Origin of the sequence: Flavobacterium profundi (assembly GCF_006491645.1) — a bacterium.
Taxonomy (GTDB): Bacteria; Bacteroidota; Bacteroidia; order Flavobacteriales; family Flavobacteriaceae; genus Flavobacterium; species Flavobacterium profundi.
The window spans coordinates 57,433-78,150 of sequence record NZ_VDCZ01000005.1; the positions used below are offsets into that span (position 1 = coordinate 57,433).

At 29.9% G+C, this 20,718-nt stretch carries 12 protein-coding genes and 1 pseudogene; 7 read left to right on the plus strand and 6 right to left on the minus strand.

The window, feature by feature from the left end:
• The first annotated feature begins 316 nt into the window (after positions 1–316).
• Genes FHG05_RS08315 through FHG05_RS08330 form a run of 4 tightly spaced genes read left to right on the plus strand, consistent with a single transcriptional unit; the run spans position 317 to position 6,365 of the window.
• Positions 317–2,521: a helicase associated domain-containing protein gene (locus tag FHG05_RS08315; protein WP_140997558.1), complete on the plus strand. Its 2,205-nt coding sequence runs from the start codon at positions 317–319 to the stop codon at positions 2,519–2,521.
• Complete coding sequence (locus FHG05_RS08320) at positions 2,511–2,693, plus strand: DNA modification system-associated small protein (RefSeq protein ID WP_140997559.1); 183 nt, start codon at positions 2,511–2,513, stop codon at positions 2,691–2,693. Before FHG05_RS08315 ends, FHG05_RS08320 begins: the two co-directional genes overlap by 11 nt.
• Entirely contained in the window at positions 2,690–4,795 is a 2,106-nt protein-coding gene (dndD, locus tag FHG05_RS08325) for a DNA sulfur modification protein DndD (protein WP_140997560.1), read from the plus strand. The genes FHG05_RS08320 and dndD overlap by 4 nt, the downstream gene beginning before the upstream one ends.
• Positions 4,788–6,365, plus strand: a complete 1,578-nt coding sequence (locus tag FHG05_RS08330) for a DndE family protein (RefSeq protein ID WP_157504205.1) — start codon at positions 4,788–4,790, stop codon at positions 6,363–6,365. The genes dndD and FHG05_RS08330 overlap by 8 nt, the downstream gene beginning before the upstream one ends.
• Before the next feature lie 57 nt (positions 6,366–6,422).
• Here FHG05_RS08330 and FHG05_RS08335 read toward each other — a convergent pair.
• Positions 6,423–7,103: pseudogene (locus FHG05_RS08335) on the minus strand (IS1 family transposase).
• Between the two features lie 151 nt (positions 7,104–7,254).
• On the opposite strand from FHG05_RS08335, the gene FHG05_RS08340 reads away from it, so the two are divergent.
• Both FHG05_RS08340 and FHG05_RS18375 read left to right on the plus strand, forming a co-directional pair.
• A complete protein-coding gene (locus FHG05_RS08340) occupies positions 7,255–7,587 on the plus strand; it encodes a helix-turn-helix domain-containing protein (protein WP_219994974.1) in 333 nt (110 codons plus the stop codon).
• Positions 7,587–7,739, plus strand: coding sequence for a hypothetical protein (locus FHG05_RS18375; protein WP_157504207.1), 153 nt, complete (start codon positions 7,587–7,589; stop codon positions 7,737–7,739). Before FHG05_RS08340 ends, FHG05_RS18375 begins: the two co-directional genes overlap by 1 nt.
• A 288-nt stretch (positions 7,740–8,027) precedes the next feature.
• Here the strand turns inward: FHG05_RS18375 and FHG05_RS08345 are convergent, their stop codons facing one another.
• The 4 genes from FHG05_RS08345 to FHG05_RS08360 are packed head-to-tail and all read right to left on the minus strand — an operon-like array spanning position 8,028 to position 16,703.
• The gene (locus FHG05_RS08345; protein ID WP_140997561.1) at positions 8,028–8,360 is read right to left on the minus strand and encodes a DUF1493 family protein; all 333 of its coding nucleotides are present in this window, start codon (positions 8,358–8,360) and stop codon (positions 8,028–8,030) included.
• Positions 8,360–11,746, minus strand: a complete 3,387-nt coding sequence (locus FHG05_RS08350; RefSeq protein WP_140997562.1) for a DUF6443 domain-containing protein — start codon at positions 11,744–11,746, stop codon at positions 8,360–8,362. Before FHG05_RS08350 ends, FHG05_RS08345 begins: the two co-directional genes overlap by 1 nt.
• A gap of 4 nt (positions 11,747–11,750) precedes the next feature.
• Positions 11,751–15,068, minus strand: coding sequence for a hypothetical protein (locus tag FHG05_RS08355; protein ID WP_140997563.1), 3,318 nt, complete (start codon positions 15,066–15,068; stop codon positions 11,751–11,753).
• A 12-nt stretch (positions 15,069–15,080) separates the two neighbouring features.
• Positions 15,081–16,703: a T9SS type A sorting domain-containing protein gene (locus FHG05_RS08360; protein WP_140997564.1), complete on the minus strand. Its 1,623-nt coding sequence runs from the start codon at positions 16,701–16,703 to the stop codon at positions 15,081–15,083.
• Positions 16,704–17,524: 821 nt separating this feature from the next.
• Here FHG05_RS08360 and FHG05_RS08365 point away from each other — a divergent pair.
• Positions 17,525–19,744 carry a TonB-dependent receptor gene (locus tag FHG05_RS08365; RefSeq protein ID WP_140997565.1) on the plus strand — a complete coding sequence of 740 codons (2,220 nt, stop codon included), beginning with the start codon at positions 17,525–17,527 and terminating at the stop codon, positions 19,742–19,744.
• Positions 19,745–20,024: 280 nt separating this feature from the next.
• Here the strand turns inward: FHG05_RS08365 and FHG05_RS08370 are convergent, their stop codons facing one another.
• The gene (locus FHG05_RS08370; protein WP_140997566.1) at positions 20,025–20,675 is read right to left on the minus strand and encodes a response regulator; all 651 of its coding nucleotides are present in this window, start codon (positions 20,673–20,675) and stop codon (positions 20,025–20,027) included.
• Between the last annotated feature and the right edge of the window lie 43 nt (positions 20,676–20,718).

Below are 20,718 nucleotides of genomic sequence, written 5' to 3' on the forward strand. Positions count from 1 at the left end.
CATTTTTTTATAATTAGATTAGCCGTTTAGAGTTAAAGAGATTACGCAAAAAAAATAGATTTAGTTAAAAAATACGTGAAAATACGTACAAAAAACAGGTAAAAATACGTATTTATACGTATAGGAATTTTAAAGTGAATAGATTATATTTGAGAAAGTAAATTTATATTAACTATAGTTATTAGATTAAAATTTATATACAGTTTTTTATTTATTCAAAAAAATTGTGTAAAAAACCTAAGTAAGTTTACCAACTAACATTGAAAACAGTAAAATAAATGTTTTTTAAAGCTTCATTAAAAAATGATTTGAAAAAATGACAATTGATTACATATATAAAAATGAAGAAATAAGTGTTAGATCTTATCACCTTTGTAAGTACAATGAATTACACACTATATCAGATTTAAAAAAATATTATTACAAGAACAACAGCTTTTATAAACTACGTAATTGCGGAAGGAAATCTAATGAAGAGCTTATTGATATATGTAACAAATACCAAAATGAATATATTGAATATTCAGAAAATTTGTCTAAAGAAAAAAAAACTTTAAAAAATATTAATTTAAATTTGAATAGGGTTCAAAGAAATGTTATAAATAGTTTCATTTATGTAAACACTAATAGTTTGTCAGTAAGAAGCAAAAATGCAATATCTTTACTTTTAAGTAATAATCTTAAAGTTAAAAATTTCACAGAAAAAATTCTACTGTCCGAAAATTTCAATCCAAAAAAAATAAAAAATGTTGGTGCTAAATGTGTACCTGAAATAGAAGTCTATATTTCAATTATTAAAGATTTCATATTTGAGGTGTGCCAAACAAACGATGAAAATTATTTAATTGCATTAAAAAATAAATTTTTAATACAACGAACTTACGATATTCCATTAGTTCCTAGCGAAATATTAGAATCCGAATCAATTTTTAAACTTACTGATTTCCTTATAAATCAATACGCTATTTTTGATAAGACTCAAACAGTTATAGTAAAGAAAGCTTTGAAATTATTCAATAATCAAAAAGAACTAACGCTCGATGAGATAGCTGAACAAGTTAACCTTTCAAGGGAAAGGGTAAGACAAATAAGAAAACTTTGTCTAGACGATTTATTTAACAAATTACTTTTTGTTTCTAATCTCAATGACGATTTATTTCAAAAATATAGCATAGATGTTGAATCAATGTATATTGAAATAACCGTAAATATTTTACATAAAATCAATCAATCAAATAAAACAAACTTTTCTAGAGAATTTATCACATACATACTTTCAGCATATCTAAAAGATAGTTTTTCTATAGTTGGAAATTATGAAGATGTGTTACAACCAAAATATTTTAATTCACGCAACAGACACAATTGGAATAACTTCTATTTAGTAGAAAAAGAATTAACATTGGAATTTGATTTCACTTCTTTTACTAATGATATTTCAAACAGGGTAAGCGATAGAATTGAAGAATCGTATTTCTTCAATTTCAAAAGCTATTTATCAAAGTTTCTATCAAACAACAATATTGATATTCTAGAATTGTTGTTACCAATCTGTGAGAAAATTATTAATGAAGAATTTGAAATTTATCTTGATTTAGATGAAAACATAAATTTCAAAAGAAATACTTATAGACAAGCACACGAATATGCTTTTGAAGCACTTTACCATTTAGGAAAACCCTCAAAGGTTAAAGAGATTTTTGAAAAGGTAATAGAACTGCATCCCAACTACGACACAGAAGAAGCAAAAATCAGAGTTTCAATGAAACGGAAAAATGGTTTTGTGCCAATTGGTAGAAAGAGTGTATTTGGTTTGAAAAAATGGGAAAGTGAATTAGACAATTTTAAAGGAGGTACAATACGAGATATTGTTGAAGAATATTTAATGCAATTTTCTGTACCGAAACATATTTCACACATCACAGATCACGTTTTAAAATATCGTCCAAAATCAAATCAATATAGCATTCTTCAAAATTTAAAACTTGATGAATCTGGATTGTACATATTTTTTAAAGGTTCTTATATAGGATTAACAACAAAAAAATACGAATCTGACTTTAAGAGAATATGGGAGGTCCAGAAAACCGATAAAAAAACTTGGGAAGAAAGATTTGAAATGCTTCAAAATTTTATTTCAATAGAAAAAAGGCTACCATTTTCAAATGGTGTGCCTGAAAAAGAAATAAATCTTTACCGTTGGCTTAATGTTCAAAAGAGTAAACTAAACACAGGAAAACTAAATGAAAATAAAGAAGATAAGCTAAACAGCTTATTAGCGAAATATCCAAGTGTAAATGGTAGACGAAGATTGAACTCAAATGAGAAGTATCAAGAATTAATTTCATTTGTTACGAATAATCATAGGTTGCCTTCAGCTAATAAAAATGGTGAAGAAAATTTATATCAATTCTTTTACAAACAGAGAAAGCTATTTGATAAAAACGAACTTGACAGCAAAGAACAAAATAAATTTATAGAAGTTGCTAAACTTATTCAAAATATAAAATATGAAAATTAAAGAAACTAAACTATTGCAAAATAAAAGACTCAAAGAGATTTGCAATGATAAGGAAGTCAATTTTGAATCTATTGAAACATTATTGGATTCGGTTAAAATAAAGAAGTTGCAGAAAAGAAATAATTACCATCAGCAAAAAATTAATGATGTTATTGAAAAAGCAATAAAATGAAATTCTCAAATATAAAAATTAACAATTTCAGACAATATTACAATGTTGTAAATATTGATTTAACAACTGATACCGACCAAAATATTATTGTTATAGGTGGTAGAAATGGTTATGGTAAAACAAATTTCTTATTATCAATAGTTTGGTGTCTTTATGGAGAAAAAATTTCACAAATAGATGATAACTTTAAAAAGGAAATCCAAAAAGAAAAAAACTATTCATCTTTTATGCAACAGTCTATAAATTGGACAGCAAAAAGAGAAAATAAAGATACATTTTCGGTTAGTATTAAAGTTTCAGAAATAGAATTACCCGAATTGAGTAAACTAAATTCAAATTCTGATAGTGTTATTATAACTAGAACATTTAATATTACTAGTATGAATGAAACTCTTTCTATTTCAGATACTAATTCGAATATGGAAATATTTGATGATGAAGCTGATAAAATTAATTTTATAAACGATTATATAATTCCAATAGATGCTGCAAAATTTGTGTTTTTTGATGCAGAAAAAATCTCTGAAATCGCAAATTTATCTATTAAGGAAGAAGGTAGTTTTATAAATGATGCATTAGGCAAAATATTAGGTCTTGATACATACGACACTCTAATTGAGGATATAGAGTTTTATATTAATACATTGAAAAAAGAAGGAGCTACAAAGAACTTACAAGAGCAAATAGTTGACAAAGAAAAAGCAATTGAACTCTCTGAAATAGATATTGAAAAACTTGAAGAAGAAAATGCTGAAAAACTTAAAGAGATTGATGATTTAAAGAAAACCATAAGACAATACGATAACCTCATATCGCAACACAGCAAACAAGGGAATTCAACATTTGATAGAGAATCAATTTTATCTGAAATAGAAAAGCTTAAAGCAAAGGAATTTGAACTATCTGAAAAATTCAATGAATTAAGCGAAATAATTCCGTTAGCTATTTTAACTGGTAAACTTGAAGAAGTTAGTGAACATCTTGAAATTCAAGAGAAAAACACATTATCACAAAATTTATCAAAAGAGAACGCTGAAAAAATTGAGAATTTTATTGAACTACTTTTTAACAAACCACCTGAACCTGAAAATACTACTATGTCGTTTAAGGACAAGCTTTTTTATTACGATAAGGCGAAAAAATTAAGTTCAGAATTATTTGCTTCAAATGGAGATTATAATGAATTAGAATTTGAGCACGATTTAAGCAATGCAGAAAAAAATCTAATTTCAGATGCAATTAATCTTGTTAACTCTCAATCAAAAGATCAATTTGAGACTACAATTGAAGAATTTAATGAAGTTCAAATAAAACTATCTGAACTGAATAAAACATTAAGTAAATTTGATGCTGATCTAGAAGATGAATTGATTTTAGAATATTCATCAAAAAAGGAAACAGCAGATTATAACATTACAGAAAGTAATAGAAAAATTGGTGAAAATAATCAGCAAATATCAAAGTTAAGAAATGATATTGTTCGTTTAAATCAACAGCTTTTAACTTTAGTAAAAAAGGTAGATATCAATGCCCAAAACAAAATTAAAATAAAAGAAAGTCAAAAATATATTGACGTCTTGATTACATTCCTAGAAGAACAGAAAAGCAAACACAAAGACAGTCTTGAAAAAACTATTTTAAGCGAGTTAAAAATATTAATGCACAAACTTGGAAGTGAAGAGAATAGTAACAAATTTATTGAAGATGTAAAAGTCACCATTTTAGCATCTGGACAAGGAATGAAAATAACTCTTTTAGATCAAGATGATAATGAAATTAGAAAAGAAAGTTTGTCTTCTGGTGAGAAACAAATTTATATTTCGTGCTTAATAAAAGCGATTTTAAACGAATCTATACAGAATTTACCAATATTTATAGATACACCACTTGGTAGACTTGACGAAGAACATAGAGATAATATCACCAAAAAATATTATCCAGCTCTTTCAGAGCAAGTTGTTTTATTTTCAACAAATAGCGAGATCACTCCTAAACGCTACAAAGATATTTCTGAAAATATCTCAAAATCCTATTTATTATTTAATGATGGAGCAAACACAACTTTAAAAAGCGGTTACTTTAATACTACAAGCAATGATTAGATTTAAAATAGATTCAGAAAGTACAGAATTATTAGACCGAATTACAAATATCTATAATTTTAAGAGAGATACTATCACTGGCAGAATTGCTCTTTCATTAAGCATTGAAAAAGGTCGTCTCTTTCACGAAAATGATAATAGTCTAGCTCAAAACGGAAGAGAATATACTCCAACAAGTAACATATTTGGTCGTTTAGTAAATGATGTTGATAATTTTACTCTTTATAAATCCATTTTCGATCAACATTATAATAAAGAATTGACAGAAAGTGAGTTTATTAAACTTTATAAACTTCATTTAAAAGATGGTCTTGAAATTTGGAATAATAAATTAAACAATAGTGATATTACAAAAGGAGAGCACATTTCACTTTTATTAAACCCAATCAAAAAAGGATTAACATTAAGATCAAAAACTGTAAAAACTGGTTTAAGTTCAAATAAAATCAAAGTAAAAGAATTTGAAGACCTTTTAACATTCCAATTAGGAAAAACAGAAGAAGGTGAAACGATTGAAATTAGAATTAATGATTTAAGAGAGTTTGATAACAGAAATATTGCTATTGCTGGAATGGCAGGTTCAGGAAAAACACAATTAATGAAAGATATTTTATATCAAATTTCAAAAAACACTAATTATGATTTAAAGTTCATCTTCTTTGATTACAAAGGAGAAGGTAATCCAGAGCAATTAAAGCCATTTTTAGATGCAACAAAATGTGAGTTTATTGATATTGTTAATGATGGTGGAATTGAATTTAATCCATTTTTATCAATTAGTTTAGACGAAAGACAAAGACCTTTTAGTATTAAAGCTTTTGTTGACACAATAGCCACTTTTGTCCCTAGTGTTGGTGTTGCTCAAAAAAATATTCTGACAAATGTTATAACCGACTTATTCGATAGCAAAAATGGTTCTTATCCAACAATAAATGAGTTATTTGAAAATTTAGAAGAGTATTACGAGGAAAATAATAGAAAACCAGATACATTATTTGCAGGTATTCAAGATTTGACAACCAATATTTTCAATTGTAGTCCAAACAATACAGATATTTTAGATAAAAGCCTATATCTCAATCTTCCACCAGCTTTATCAGACACTTTGAGACAGTTAGTTGTGTTTTTGTTATTGAGATATTTCAATTCTTATTTTAGCTCAACCAATGATTGTGAACCACAAGACCATATTTTTCCATTACGCTATGTAATTGTAATTGATGAAGCTCATATATATTTAAAAAATAAAAATGCTAGAAAAGCACTAGAGGAACTTTTGAGACTATTAAGATCAAAAGGTGTTATTATCGTTATGCTTTCACAAGGAGTTGAAGACTACAAAACAAAAGACTTTGATTTTGCTTCACAAGTAAAACTTCCTATTTGTTTAAATATTCAAAATAAGGACTATAAAGCCATTAGTAATTTTGTTGGTACACCAAGCAGTAAGTACAAATTAGAAACTGAAATCAATAAGTTAGAATCGGGTAAAGGTCTAATAAATATTGGAGAACCGAAAATGATTGAATTAAGACAATGGTGGAAAACAAAAAAAGAAGAAAATATATAAACTAATAAGTATTACAAAACAATCTAATATTGAAAGTCAAGAGTTATAGAAAATAACTTAACTCCAAAAATAAATGCGTAATACACATTGCAACTGTATGTAACTTCTAGAAAAACAAATGGTTTTGCGTTACAATCGTTTTAAATGGGTTCGCATAGACAAATTATTTCTTTCAATTTGATTGGTACCAAAACGTGTTACTCTATGTATTACTTTATTTATTAAAGATTTATAATGTACTAACCCATCAGTGTAAATGGCTTTTGGTGCTGCAAGTAATAATGAATTAGTTACATATTGAATGGTTCTTTTGGTTCTTCTACCTAAACTAAAACTCACCACTCGCTTTGTTTTCCTTTCCATAGCATATACTATCCATATGGGTTTGTCTTTTCGTTTTAAATAACAACGCATTTCATCTACTTCATAGCTTTTATTTTTGAAGAAAATAGGATTCTGAATCTTTTTAGCAATAGTAATTATTCTTTTTAAAACTGTAGTCGTTGCAATTTGCAACACTCTTGCTATACTTCTTATTCCCAAACCTTCTTTTATAAATTGAATAATTCTAGCATTTGTATTTCCTTTATAAGCATTATAGCTATAATAATCAATACATCTTTTGTTGCAACTTTTACAATAGAACTGTTGCTTCTTGTTTTTAGTAAAACCATTTTTAATTAAATTTTTAGTGTTACAATAAGGGCAAATACCCGTATCACTAATTCTAATACACAAGGTTGTCTTTTTTTAGCATTTTCTTTGTTTTAAGAACTTTAAACATAAAAAAAGATGAATTATATAGCTCATCTTTTTTACAATTACTTTTAATTTTATTGATTATCAATCAATTAAAAACTCATAAACCATCCATCACTAAATCTGATACATTACCAGTTTTGGTAAACGTTTAACAGAGGTAAGAAAAAATAAAAATTTATCACAAGAAGATTTAGCTAAACACTTAGGAACAAAATCCCCAGTGATTGGACGATACGAACGTGAAGAGATGAAGCCCTCTATTGATACTGCTAATAAATTAGCCGAGTTCTTAGAAGTTTCTTTAGATTATTTAACAGGTAATACTGATACATTACTAGATACTAATACTTTAAATCGTATCTTAGAAGTACAACAACTACCCGACGATGTAAAAGATAAACTTTTTTACTTTATTGATATGACTATTAGAGATTATAAAGCTAAACAAGCTTATAAATAATGTTTATTATTATCCCTCTTGTTGACCCTACAACAATTAAAATTCCTTCAGGCGATAAACCTACAGTGGTACTACTTGTGGCTCTTGCTGTCTTTGGTATTACTATTGTTGGTTTTAATTCTTATAAAAATTATCAAAAAGAAAAAGAGTAACGAACTCTTATAAAATAACAAAACCACTCCTTTACAGAGTGGTTTTTGTTTTTAGCTACTTTGTGGCAGAAACACATTTCCGCTCTCTCTGGGGCTCTTTTTTAGCATTTTCTTTGTTTTAAGAACTTTAAACATAAAAAAAAGATGAACTATATAGTTCATCTTTTTTACAATTATTTTTTAATTTTTATTGATTATCAATTAATTAAAAACTCATAAACCATCCATCACTAAATCTGATACATTACCCGCAGCTGGGGTTTTTCATTGTATATAAACGATAGATATTTATTTTAAATTATTTATCCATTTCTTATTTTCTAGAGCTAATACTAAATCTTTTATTTTTATTTCCTTTACTTCATCTTCTTTTTTGCTACTAAAAATTCTTTTTATCAGATTAATAGGGCTTAAAAATCCTTTCTCTGGCTCTATGAATTTGTCTTCTTCAAAATCAGAAAAGTCAATATCAAAATCATTAAAAAATTTCTGCACAAACTCTAATTTATCATCGCCATAAAATCCTAAATCAGATAGATTAGTATCCATCTGCAATCTTTTTTTGTCTTTTATGCCCCAAAAAATTTGGATAAATTGCTGAACTATTTCTAAATTTTCCATTATTCTGTAAGTTTATTGTAAATAACTTGAGTATTATAAAAAGTCATAGAAACATCATATACAAGTATTGCCCAACCTATAGGACCTAAAGCTCTACCTAAAAATCTACCTAACGTTTTTGTAAATGCAAGTTTTCCCGCTTTGTTAAAATGGGTAGGTAATCGCATTGGCATTTTTTGCGGTAAAAGTTTTGTACCAAATTTAGAAGCTAAAGATGTTCCTTTAGAAGCCCCTTTCATTTGGAACCGTTTAGAAAGATATCCTTGATTATCAATAACTGCTGCTAAAGATACTATATCTTTTATACCAAATTGTTCAGCTGCTTGATCCATTAGAATTGCCATGTAAAGTTCTGATTTAGTTTCATACATCTGTCCATTATATTCATATGGCGGACCTCCTGCTCCTTCCTCTTCAAATGTTTGACTAATTGAAGCTAGACTATAGAATTTATCTTCTTTAGAATTGATTTGTTCAAAAGGGTCTTGAAAACCAAAACTATCATTGTTCCCTTCTTGATTATTGTCTTCTGTTTTTTCACCACCATCATTTGTTGTTCTTTTATTCTTATACCTTTGATCATTTCCAGCATTATCAATAAAATCACCATAACTAACTCTCATTCCATCAGGGTCAACAAAAAATATAGGATTATTTACTGCATAAGTATAAGGAGTGAACCTTCTATATTGTTCCGCCAAAGGGTCAATATTCATCCATCTACCTAAAGCAGGGTCATAATTCCTTGCTCCATAGTCATACATGTTCAATCCCAGCTCTGTTTGCAGTTCTTTACCGTTGTATTTATACTGGTACGCATTAGTAGAAGGGTAAGTATTATGCTTTAATCCAAAAGGATAATATTCATTCTCATCTACTATTTCATCGATAGCTATACTGCCACTATTGTCCATATCGGAATAACTCAATCGTATATTTCCTAAATGATCTGTATAGTTAAACACATACTTGTAACTACTTCCCTCTTTTTTTACATAACCTTCAGTTTGTGGAAAGAATTGTAAAACACTGTTTTTATACTGAAAACCTCCTGCTAAATAAGTAGTAGTTGTTGTTACCGTATTTTCTGTCACTTTTTTAACTACTTTTTGTCCTGTAGCATTGTAAAGATATTCAATTTTATTGGTATCAAAAAGAATTTCTGTTGGTAAATTTAAATGGTTGTATATAATTTTGGTAATCCCTTTATTATCATCTTTAATCATATTACCATTGTCATCATACAAATAATCATTACCATTAAAATCAGTTGAACCATCTCCATCATCATTAAATCCTTGTGGATTAGGTTCGTCATCAAATACTTTAACCAATTGGTTTTTATTTGTTGTATGGTAAGTATAAATTAAATCATCAATAGGATTTGGAAGACCTCCAATCATTCCACCATTTCTTTGCAGTGTTACAATATTACCGTTCTTATCATAAGTCACATTTTCATCGTAAGCACCTTCATTATTTGTTACCAAATCTGGTGTTAAATATTTAGCTTCGGCTAACCTATTCAAATCATCATAGGTATAATTGTATTTTTTTAGTGCTCCAAATTTAGTTTTCCAATACGTACCCGAAATATTACCATTATAAAGCGCTTCTGATTGAGAATCATGTGTTCCTAAAGACTGATAATCATTGTAATTGATTCTAAAAGCAAACAAGTCGCTTCCAGTGCCAACGGTAGTTACATCATTTATTCCTTTTAACCAACCACGAATGTTATAAGTATAATCTACTGTTTGTAAACCAGTAATTCCAGTGCCACCAACATTCTTACTCGTTAATTGTCCAAGTTCATCATAGGTGTTTTTAGCAATTAACTGCGCACTACCTCCATTAATTTGTTGGGTATGCAATTCCAAACGATCTTGAGCGGTATAAGTGAAATTATCTCTTACCGTAAGTGCTGTAGCATTGGTATCATACTTGTGCGTTGTTATAGTATATTCCGTTTTTCCAGCCCAATCCAGTTTGCTATCCACTTGTGTATAACCACCTAAATGATTGCTTGTATACGTACGTACAGGTCTGTAGTATTCATCGTATAAAGTGTAGCTAGTTTCTCCAGCATTAGGGTTATTCACATCCAATACTTTTATCCAAGAACCTGTTGGCAAGCCTTTTACATTGGCAGCCAAGTTTTGTCCTTCCACTTGTGCAGGTGGTGGAGGTGCATCTGGAAAAGAATACGTATCATAATAATTTTTAGTCAAAATATCATTGGCACTTAATGTAAAAGGATTGCTTCCAGAAGTTACATTGTTTTGAAAACTCGCTCTATCAGTAGCTGAAACCGATAATTGTTTCCAACCTGTTTGTGTAACTCTACCCAATACATCGTATTCCGTAATTAGCCAACCTTTATCGTTTTCACTAACTGCTCCATAAATTCTATATGCTGGACCCGTTGCTACAGGTCTATCTAATTTGTCATACACAATATATTCCCATTGTTTGCCAGGCAGCCTCTTTTCTACCAAACGGTTACGAGAATCGTATTTGTATTGGTATCCCAAATTATCTAAAGTGCTTTGGTCACTAGCTCCTTCCGCTAAAGGAGGTATTACAAAGGTTAAATTCCCACGAACATCATACACATAATAGGTATCATGTTTTGCTTCGGCTTCAACTAAAAGTCCATTCTCATATATTTTTGCAAACGTTCTTTTTAAAACCACTTGACCTGTTTTATTTTTAAACTCTTCTGTAGTATTATTTTTACCAGAAGTCCAGTTCTCATCTTTGGTAATCGTTTTGTATAACGTATTGGCAGGATAATGAGGTTGCGGACTACTAATTACGGGTGTGAAACTTCCAGAAGAAGCATTCCAAGTTGATGTCACTTTAAAAAGTTTTACTTCATCGTCATCCGTATTAGTTTGATAATCAAATTTAATTTCTTTACCGCTGTTCATCGTCCAATCTCCAGGAGCTGCTTGTCTTAATACTCGGTTTAATGGGGAAGATTCTAGTTCCTTTTCACTGTATGGAAACATAGTTCCTCCATTATACGAACTGTAAAAAGAGTTTAGTTCAGACCCAACAGTTGCTGGATCAACAAATTCAATATTTTGATTGTTATATTTAAAAGGCAAATAGTCTTTAATTTGACGACCAAATGCATCGTATTCAATATGGGTAATAATATCGTTTCCAGAACTAGACTGTTTATGAGCAATTTGTTGAATCGGACGACCTAAACCATCAAAATAGCTTACTTGCACTGCTGCATCCGCAGGATTGTTTACATCTACTGTTACTTGAGTAGAAGCTTTTTTATAGGTTGTTGTTTTTATGTAATTCTGATCTTGACTTTGTGCTAAAGCAAGAAAAGGAATAAGCGTTAAAATATATAGTATTTTCTTCATTGCCTTAGTTTTTATAATGGTACTTGTTTTCACTCAAAATATTACCGTCTTTGTCTTTTACAAATTCCAAACGGTTAAAACCATCGTAATAATACGTAATACGATTCCCTTTTGGATCGGTAATCGTGCTTACTCCTACAGATGGTTTATAGGTGTAAGTAGTTACCATAGCATTGGCTAAAGCGGGATGATTTCTTAAGGCATCTAATTTTTCTAAAACTACACTTTCTGGAGCACCCGAGTTACTTGGGTTTGTATGAGTGGTAGTACCAATATCTGTTATTAAATTAGTGGGAATACTATTATAGGCAATATTTTCAATTTTAGCAACAGGCAATGTCCCATTATAGCCCCAAATATAGCTAATAAGCACACCTCCTTCTTGTTGTACTTCTAAAGGATTACCATTAGCATCCTCAACAAGATTATATTTCACTCTATCTTCTAAAGCAAGTGCTCCGTTAGAGGTTTTTATAATTTCTGGAGCTAGTAAATTATCATTCCAATTCTTATAAACGGTTTCAACTTCAGACGTTTTCTCTGTACCATTAAACGACTGCACAACTAATGGCATCCCAACCATATTTTTATTGATTAATGAATCTCTTAATGTCTTACCGCTCATTTCAGAATCTAAAGGATAATAATATTTGGTTTCTAAAGTTTCTTCTAATGAATTGGTTGTTGCCGTTTTGGCCAAATTATAATGTTCGTTATAATCATAATCGTAAGTAGTAGTGGTTTCCACCACTTCGTTTTCAAAATAATCGGTTACTTTAGTGGAAGCTAAATCTAAAGTTCCGCCTATAAAGAACGAAGTTCTGTAACCATAGTAATCTTGACCATTTTCATAAAAAGGACAAAATGTAGCATAAGGATAAGCAAATTTTGTTCTGTTTCTTTGATAAACATTGGAATAACTTATATTCTCATTTAACTTTTTCTCAATATCTAATATTTGAAAAGGGTTGGTATATTCAATATTGTTATGATAATTAATATATATGTCATTTATATTTGTTAAAGTATTTGTATACAATCCTAAATGATATTGATCAAACAATAAATAATCGTTTTCAACCATTTTTACTAAGCTATAATTGCCATTTGTTTTTTTATACACTTTTTGAAGCAATTCTTTTCCTCTTAACCATTCATTATCCGAAACTGGATGTACTGGAAATCTAAAATAATTTCCAACATCTGGAATTAAACTATAGTAGGTAGTTACTTTATCTTTTTTGTTATTAAACTTATCGGTTACATATTCATTTACCATAGCATAACCAAAATTATCTTTCATAAAGGAACTATATAATCCACCAGGCAAATTAGGTGTATGATCATATCCATTACCATCTGGAGAATTAGGATGGTGTGTCATAAAAGCTGCAACACTTAACAAATAACCCGTAGTGATTCCATTACTATCTACATACTCATATTTTTTAGAATTTTCTTCTGCACCAGTTGCAGAATAATTGGTGATTTTTTTAATTCTATTTCCTGGACCAAACAATAGAGAACTATGATTGTATTCTCTTTCTTTAAAATTTAAAGAAACAAAAAAACTATTCTCCATTAGATTAGTAGGATTATTAGGGTCTGGATAAGGATTCCAATTGGAATCTCTTGGATCTACTACCAAAGAATAAGAACCATTTGTAAGACCATTAATTGGATTATTTCCCGTACTTAAATTGGTTACAGTATTGGTTGTATGATTAATTAATCGACAAGGAAAATTTTTCGGAACCGAAAGGTTTACATTGATGGTAGGACTATTGATAACTAAATTGTTTATGGTAAATGTTTTTATATACCTACCACCATCATACGTTTGAGGCTCAAAAATTGATAATACTATTGATTTAGAAAATGTTGGATTTGGATCTTGAATCTTAATTGCTTCTGGTAAATTATTTTTTAAAAAGTTGGGTTCGTATTCAAATACTGTTGAACCACCTGTAGGATAGGTTATTTTTTTAAGAATACCTGCTTGCATTTTAACAGGGTCAACAGCTGAATTTCCACCATTATCAATAAATCGTAAATATTGTCCTCTATTTTTGCCGTTGTAATAACCCCAAGAATCGATAGAATTAGAATGTCTACTTGGCAGTTGTTGTTCGTCATATTCAAAACTATAGGTTTGCTCTTCATTGGTAATTAAATCTATAAAAACAACCGATGTTAAAAACAATCTTTTCGTAGCCATATTATCAGCAGATCTTAAATGGTAATTAATATTATCATCTTCAAATCCTATTTTATATACATAATTGAATTTTATCTTTTTGATTAATTCATTTTTTACATTATACAATTCAATTCGATCTAATGCATGACCAAAAGATAGATCATCTCTTGTATTTAATTGATTAATAAACTTTACTTTACCTTCATTGAACCTAATTTCACTTATCAAATTTTGATGTGATCTACATTGATTATAATTACAAGATACCTCTGGACTTCCTGCTTGATAATCTCCTGAAAAAATATACTCATAATCACCCGATCTTCTAAATAAACCTACATCTTCTGGTGCATATATATATTGAATTTGATGATTGGTGGCTGTTGTTATCGTTTCTAAATTCCACGAATTATAAATATCTCCTTCATTAATTGGTGAAGGATATTCTGCTCCAACTCCCATATACACTCTTACTGATGATAAAGTTCGATCATACTCTTTATAGTTTTCACCATACGTATACTTATTACCTGCATTGTCAATCACCTGAAAACCAGAACCTGTATTACCTGTAATCTTTATATCACTAATTTTTTGAGTTAGTATTTGTGGGTTATTTTTATCCATATAAAACTCACCGCTGTAAAAATTAGAATTAAGCATGTATTTATCTGGTATAAAATCATACTGAGCCCCTTGAGATTCTCCATAATTAAATACACTCCCTCTTGCATTATAATTTTCATAGAAACCGCTCATCAAATTAGAAGTTAGAGTACCAGGATAATGATGTTCATCAGCCCTTCCTCTTACTTGTCTGGAAATCATTCCTCCGTAATTCAACGTCCAACCCATGCCTACTCTTGAGGCAACCTCAGTGACTTGAACTCCTCTTGAAGAATAACTTAAAGAAATAGGAATCGATACACCTCCTGAATTAATCTCTAATAAAGGAATATTTGTATTATGAGTTCCGTTGTATAGCGATACTGGTGTTTCATTAAATCTAAAAATAGAAGATGCCTCTGGTGATAAAGGAACCACTTGAGGTAACTCTTGGGCAAATGCAAAACACGTACTCAGCAATAGTACTATTGTTTTTAGGTTTTTTATATATTTCATGGTAATGTTGTCTTATTTTTTAATCACTTTTACGCTTCCTTTTTCAGTGTTGGTTTTTATTTCAACCAAGTAAATCCCTTGTGGTAGATGACTTACTTCAATAGGAATCGTACGGTCGCCTTGTAAGGTTTGGGTTTGTAGGCTTCTTCCGTTTAAGTCGTATACGGTAGCCGTTCCTGTTTCGTATTCAAAGTTTACGATGATATTGGTAAAACTAATCGCAGGATTTGGCATTGCCTCTACTTTGATTTTTAGTTCTTCTTCTTTTTCTTTATCGCGTAGTTTCACTACCCAAAAATCACTCCCTCCTTTAGCTGATTTCTTATCTCTGGAAGCGCTTCCTTTGGAAGTTCCTGCTAAAAGATAACCACCATCTCTAGTTTCTAAGAGTTTCTTCAATACTTCATCGCCTTTACTACCAACCGTTTGACTCCAAATCTCTTCTCCTTTCGCATTGATTTTTAAAGCGATATAATCGTTAATTCCTTCTTTGTCTGAACTGAGACTCTTCCCTAATACCTTTTGTGCATTGGCTTTGGCCTCACTTTGCGCATAACCACCAATTAAATAACTACCGTCTTTGTTTTCTACAATAGACGTTAGTACATCAATCTTTCCATAGTTATAGGTTTCTTGCCAATCGATTGCGCCTTTCTCATCTAATTTTAGTACCCAAAAATCACTTCCATTTTGACTGGATTTTGATTTGGAATTCGTAGCACCTGAATTGGAATTTCCACCCACAATAAAACCACCATCTTTGGTTTGTGATAAGGTAAATAAATTATCGTCTTTATCGCCACCTAAAGTGCGTTGCCATTCGATAGTTCCCGTTTCATCAAGTTTTACTATCCAATAATCGCCTAAACCGAAATTGGCTTCGGTTTTATCACCAGAAACAGGTGAATTAGAATAACCACCTAAAATATAACCACCGTCTTTGGTTTGAGATATACTTTTTAATTCGTCAATATATTGACCACCAATGGTTTTTTGCCATTGCATGCTTCCATCAGCTTTTAGTTTTACAATCCAAAAATCTAAATTTCCTCTAGAATCTTCGCTTTTACCAAAAGGATTCTTTTCTAAATCTGGTGAAGTATTCGAACTAGAAGTACCTCCTAAAATGTAGCCACCGTCTTTGGTTTGTGCAATACTCAGTAGTTTTTCCATACCACTACCGCCAATAGTTTTTTGCCACAATTCCTGACCTTTAGCATTCAATTTAATCACCCAAAAGTCCTCCTGACCTTTGCAGTCATCTTGCTTGTCGATACTTTTATTTGAAGAAGAACTACCTCCTAAAATAAAACCACCATCGCTGGTAATAGCAATACTTTGCAACAAATCGACTTGGTTACCTCCAAAACTTTTTTGCCAATCGAGGTTCCCTTTTTCGTCCATTTTCCAAAGCCAATAATCTAAATCGCCTTTATTATTGTCTTCTTTATTTCCGTTTTTACCAGAAATAGAACTTCCTGCCAGAATAAAACCATAATCTGGTGTAGGAATCGCATCGTACAAAAATTCGGCATGTTTGCCTCCGTAGGATTTTTCCCAAAGGATGTCTTGGGCGTAAGAAAATGAGCTTGCCAAAATGAGGGCAAACCCAAAGAATGAGGATTTTTTTATCATAAGAATAGCATATAATTTTTACTCAAGAACAAAATTAGGTCTTCTTACCTATAGGAGTCAATACGTATTTATACGTATTTTTCATACTTTTTGCTACGTATAAATACGTACTTTTTTAAATTATCTCTAATGTATAGAGCATTAAAAAAGCTAAAAGGTTGGTTAAAAGACTTTTATTTTTTCTGCGACAAAAATAGTATGCGCATTTTTTAAAAAATAGGAATATTTTACATTTAACTATGGTTATAGAAAAAATGTAATTTATGTTAAAATTAAGTGTAATGTATTAATTAAAATGTTTTAAGTATATTTGTTTAATAACTCAAACCTAAACAGTATATAAATTAGTATACGATTTAGTATACGTTTTTTATAATATTATATAAAAAACTGCGAAAATTAATGATTTTGGGCAATTCATAACCCTGAGGTCACGGGTTCAACTCCCGTCTTCGCTACAAGAAACCTTTAATTTTCAACAAATTAAAGGTTTTTTTATTTCTATAAAATTAAAAAAATTATCTCTAGTTAATTTTTACTACAAAAAGCTCCAAAAACATAAACTATTAAAAATCAATTTTTTACTTTTAAAATTATTTTTACATCCCTGAGGTTTAAAAGTAAACCAATCTTGATAATTAAAGCATAAATTATTTATAATCAATAATTTACATTTGTTTTTTAATTTTAAAAATATGCATTTGAACACAAAACGCATACGATTTAAAATTTAGTACTGTAAAATTGCTGAAATTTAATTTTAAATACAATTACAACTAAGTTTAGTTTATATTTGTCTTTGTAAAAATAAAGCTACACTAATGAAATTCTTTTTTTTGACTTCTCTTTTTCTTTTATTTTCCTGCTTACTTAAAGCACAAACAATCACAGGAAAAATTGTAGACGAAAAGCAAAAACCAATTCAGGAAGCTTATATTCTTAATAAAAGCACTGATAAACATTCACATTCTAATGAAAATGGAGATTTTACTTTAGAAAATGTTAGCATAGGAGATATTATTCAAGTTTCATTTGTAGGTTACCAAACTCAACAAATCGAAATAAAGAACCTTAGCAATACTTTATATATTATTCTAATAGAAAAAGCAATTAACTTAGATGAAATTGTTATTTCTCCTAAAATAAATGCTTTACACATTATAACCGATATCGACATCCAAACAAATCCTGTAAATTCTTCTCAGGATGTTTTAAGAAAAGTACCTGGATTATTTATTGGCCAACATGCTGGTGGTGGAAAAGCAGAACAAATATTCCTTAGAGGCTTTGACATCGATCATGGTACAGATATAAATATAACTGTTGATGGGCTCCCTGTAAATATGGCTTCCCACGCCCATGGACAAGGATATGCGGATTTACATTTTGTTATACCTGAAACCATCGAAAGAATAGATTTTGGAAAAGGACCTTACTATCAAAATAAAGGCAATTTTACAACTGCTGGTTACGTTGATTTTATGACTAAAGAGAGATTAGATCAAAGTTTCATAAAATTAGAGTCTGGACAATTTGATACGTATCGATTATTAGGCATGTTCAATCTAATAAATAGCAATAAACATAATGCTTACATTGCTTCAGAATTTTTATCTTCTGATGGTCCTTTCGAAAGTCCTCAAAACTTTAACAGAACCAATCTTTTTGGAAAATATTCAGGTTATTTAACAAGTAAAGATAGATTAGGCGTTACAATCTCTCATTTTGACAGCAAGTGGGATGCATCGGGTCAAGTACCACAAAGAGCTGTAGATAGTGGTTTAATTTCGCGTTTTGGCTCCATAGACGATACTGAAGGTGGTAATACATCAAGAAATAATGTTTTGGTTAATTATGACAAAACAATTGATGAGAATACAACAATTAGAAATAAAGTTTATATGAGTCAGTATGATTTTGAACTGTATTCTAATTTTACTTTTTTCTTAGAAGACCCAATAAATGGAGATCAAATCAAACAAAAGGAAAATCGAATCATTTATGGCTTCAACTCAGATTATGAGAAATCTTTCTTAAAAGAAAAATTTAAAGGAAGTTGGCAAGCTGGAATAAGTTTACGTAACGATCAAAGCAAAAGCGTTGAATTATCACATACTTTAAATAGAACAGAAGTTTTAGAGCAAATTCAATTAGGAAATATTAATGAAACTAATTTAGGAGCTTATCTAGGAATAACAATAGATGTTAACAAATGGACTTTTAATCCTTCAGTAAGAATAGATTATTTCAATTTCCAATACAATGATGCTTTGCTTACTACATATAAAACACAAGAAGAAACCAAAGCTATTGTAAGCCCAAAATTTAATATTCTTTATAACCCATCAGAACAACTACAATTGTACTTAAAAACAGGGAAAGGATTTCATTCTAATGATACTCGAGTAGTAGTTACTGAGCAAGACAAAAAGACATTACCAGCTGCATATGGATTTGATTTAGGTTACATTTGGAAGCCAACACCAAAAATGGTAGTAAACATGGCATATTGGTATTTATATTTAGCTCAAGAATTTGTATATGTTGGAGATGCAGGTATTGTAGAACCAAGTGGAAAAACACGTCGTCAAGGAATTGATTTAAGCTATCGATACCAACCCACCAATTGGTTATTTTGGAATTTAGATGCCAATTATACCTATGCTAGATCTATCGACGAACCAAAAGGAGAAGATTACATTCCATTAGCTCCAGATTTTACTCTAGTAAGTGGTTTGAATTTCATTTTCAAATCAGGTTTATATGGAAGTATAAATGCACGTCATTTAGCTGATAGACCAGCAAACGAAGATAATTCAATTGTAGCAAAAGGATATACGGTTACTGATTTTAATGCAGGTTACAAATGGGAAAAAATAAGTTTAGGAATTCAGATTCAAAATCTTTTTGATGTAGAATGGAATGAAACACAATTTGCTACCGAATCAAGATTACAATCTGAATCGCAACCAGTAGAAGAAATACATTTTACCCCTGGAACACCATTTTTTATAAAAGCAATGATTCAATATAATTTTTAATAAAAAAGAAAATAATAACCCAATTTCGGAATACAAAAACGCATACGATTTGGTGTTTTTTAGGACATATTTCAAAGTATAAGTTATTGATAATCAAAAGTAAAATTTTTACTATCTGATTTCATAACCCTGAGGTCACGGGTTCAACTCCCGTCTTCGCTACTAGATTTTATCTATTGAAAATAAACGGTTTAGGTTTCTAAATCGTTTTTTTTTATGTCCAATTTTTTACCAGCATTACACAAGGTATATGATTTAGTATATTCTTGTAACCAAAAAGTTAAATCAATCGTTTTTTCCTTGCTAAAGCTAAAGCTTCGGTTTTAGAGTGTACTTGCAGTTTATGATAAATGTTTTCAATATGCCTTCTCACTGTGGAAGGAGAAACAATTAAGTTTTCTGCAATTGAAGTATAAGGAAGTCCAGTTGCCAATTGCTCTAGAACTTCAATTTCACGGTTGGTAAGAGTAACAGTATCTTCCTCATTTTCAATTTTCTCTTCTAAAGGAGAACGAAGAAGATTAAGCGTTTTGAGTGCAATGGAAGGCGTCATTACTGCCCCGCCCTCTCTCGTTTGTATAATGGCATCATAAAGTGCTTTAGGATCGGTATCTTTAAGTAAATACCCATCAGCTCCAGCTTGGATAGCATTGAAAATGTTTTCGTCATCGTCAAAAACGGTGAGTACAATAATTTTAATTTGTGGATATTTTTGTTTGACCAAAGCAGTAGTTTCTATCCCATTTAATTTTGGCATTTCAATATCCATTAGAATAAGATCAATCATGCGATTCTCTGCTAATTTTTCCAAACACTCTAGACCATTATTAGCAGTAAAAACAATGGTTATTTCATCAAAAAAGGAAAGTTTGTCTTTTACACTCTTGATAAGAAAATTATTATCGTCTATTACAGCTATTTTTGTTTTCATAACTCTATTATGGGTTTAAGTCTTATAATCCAATGTTTTTAAA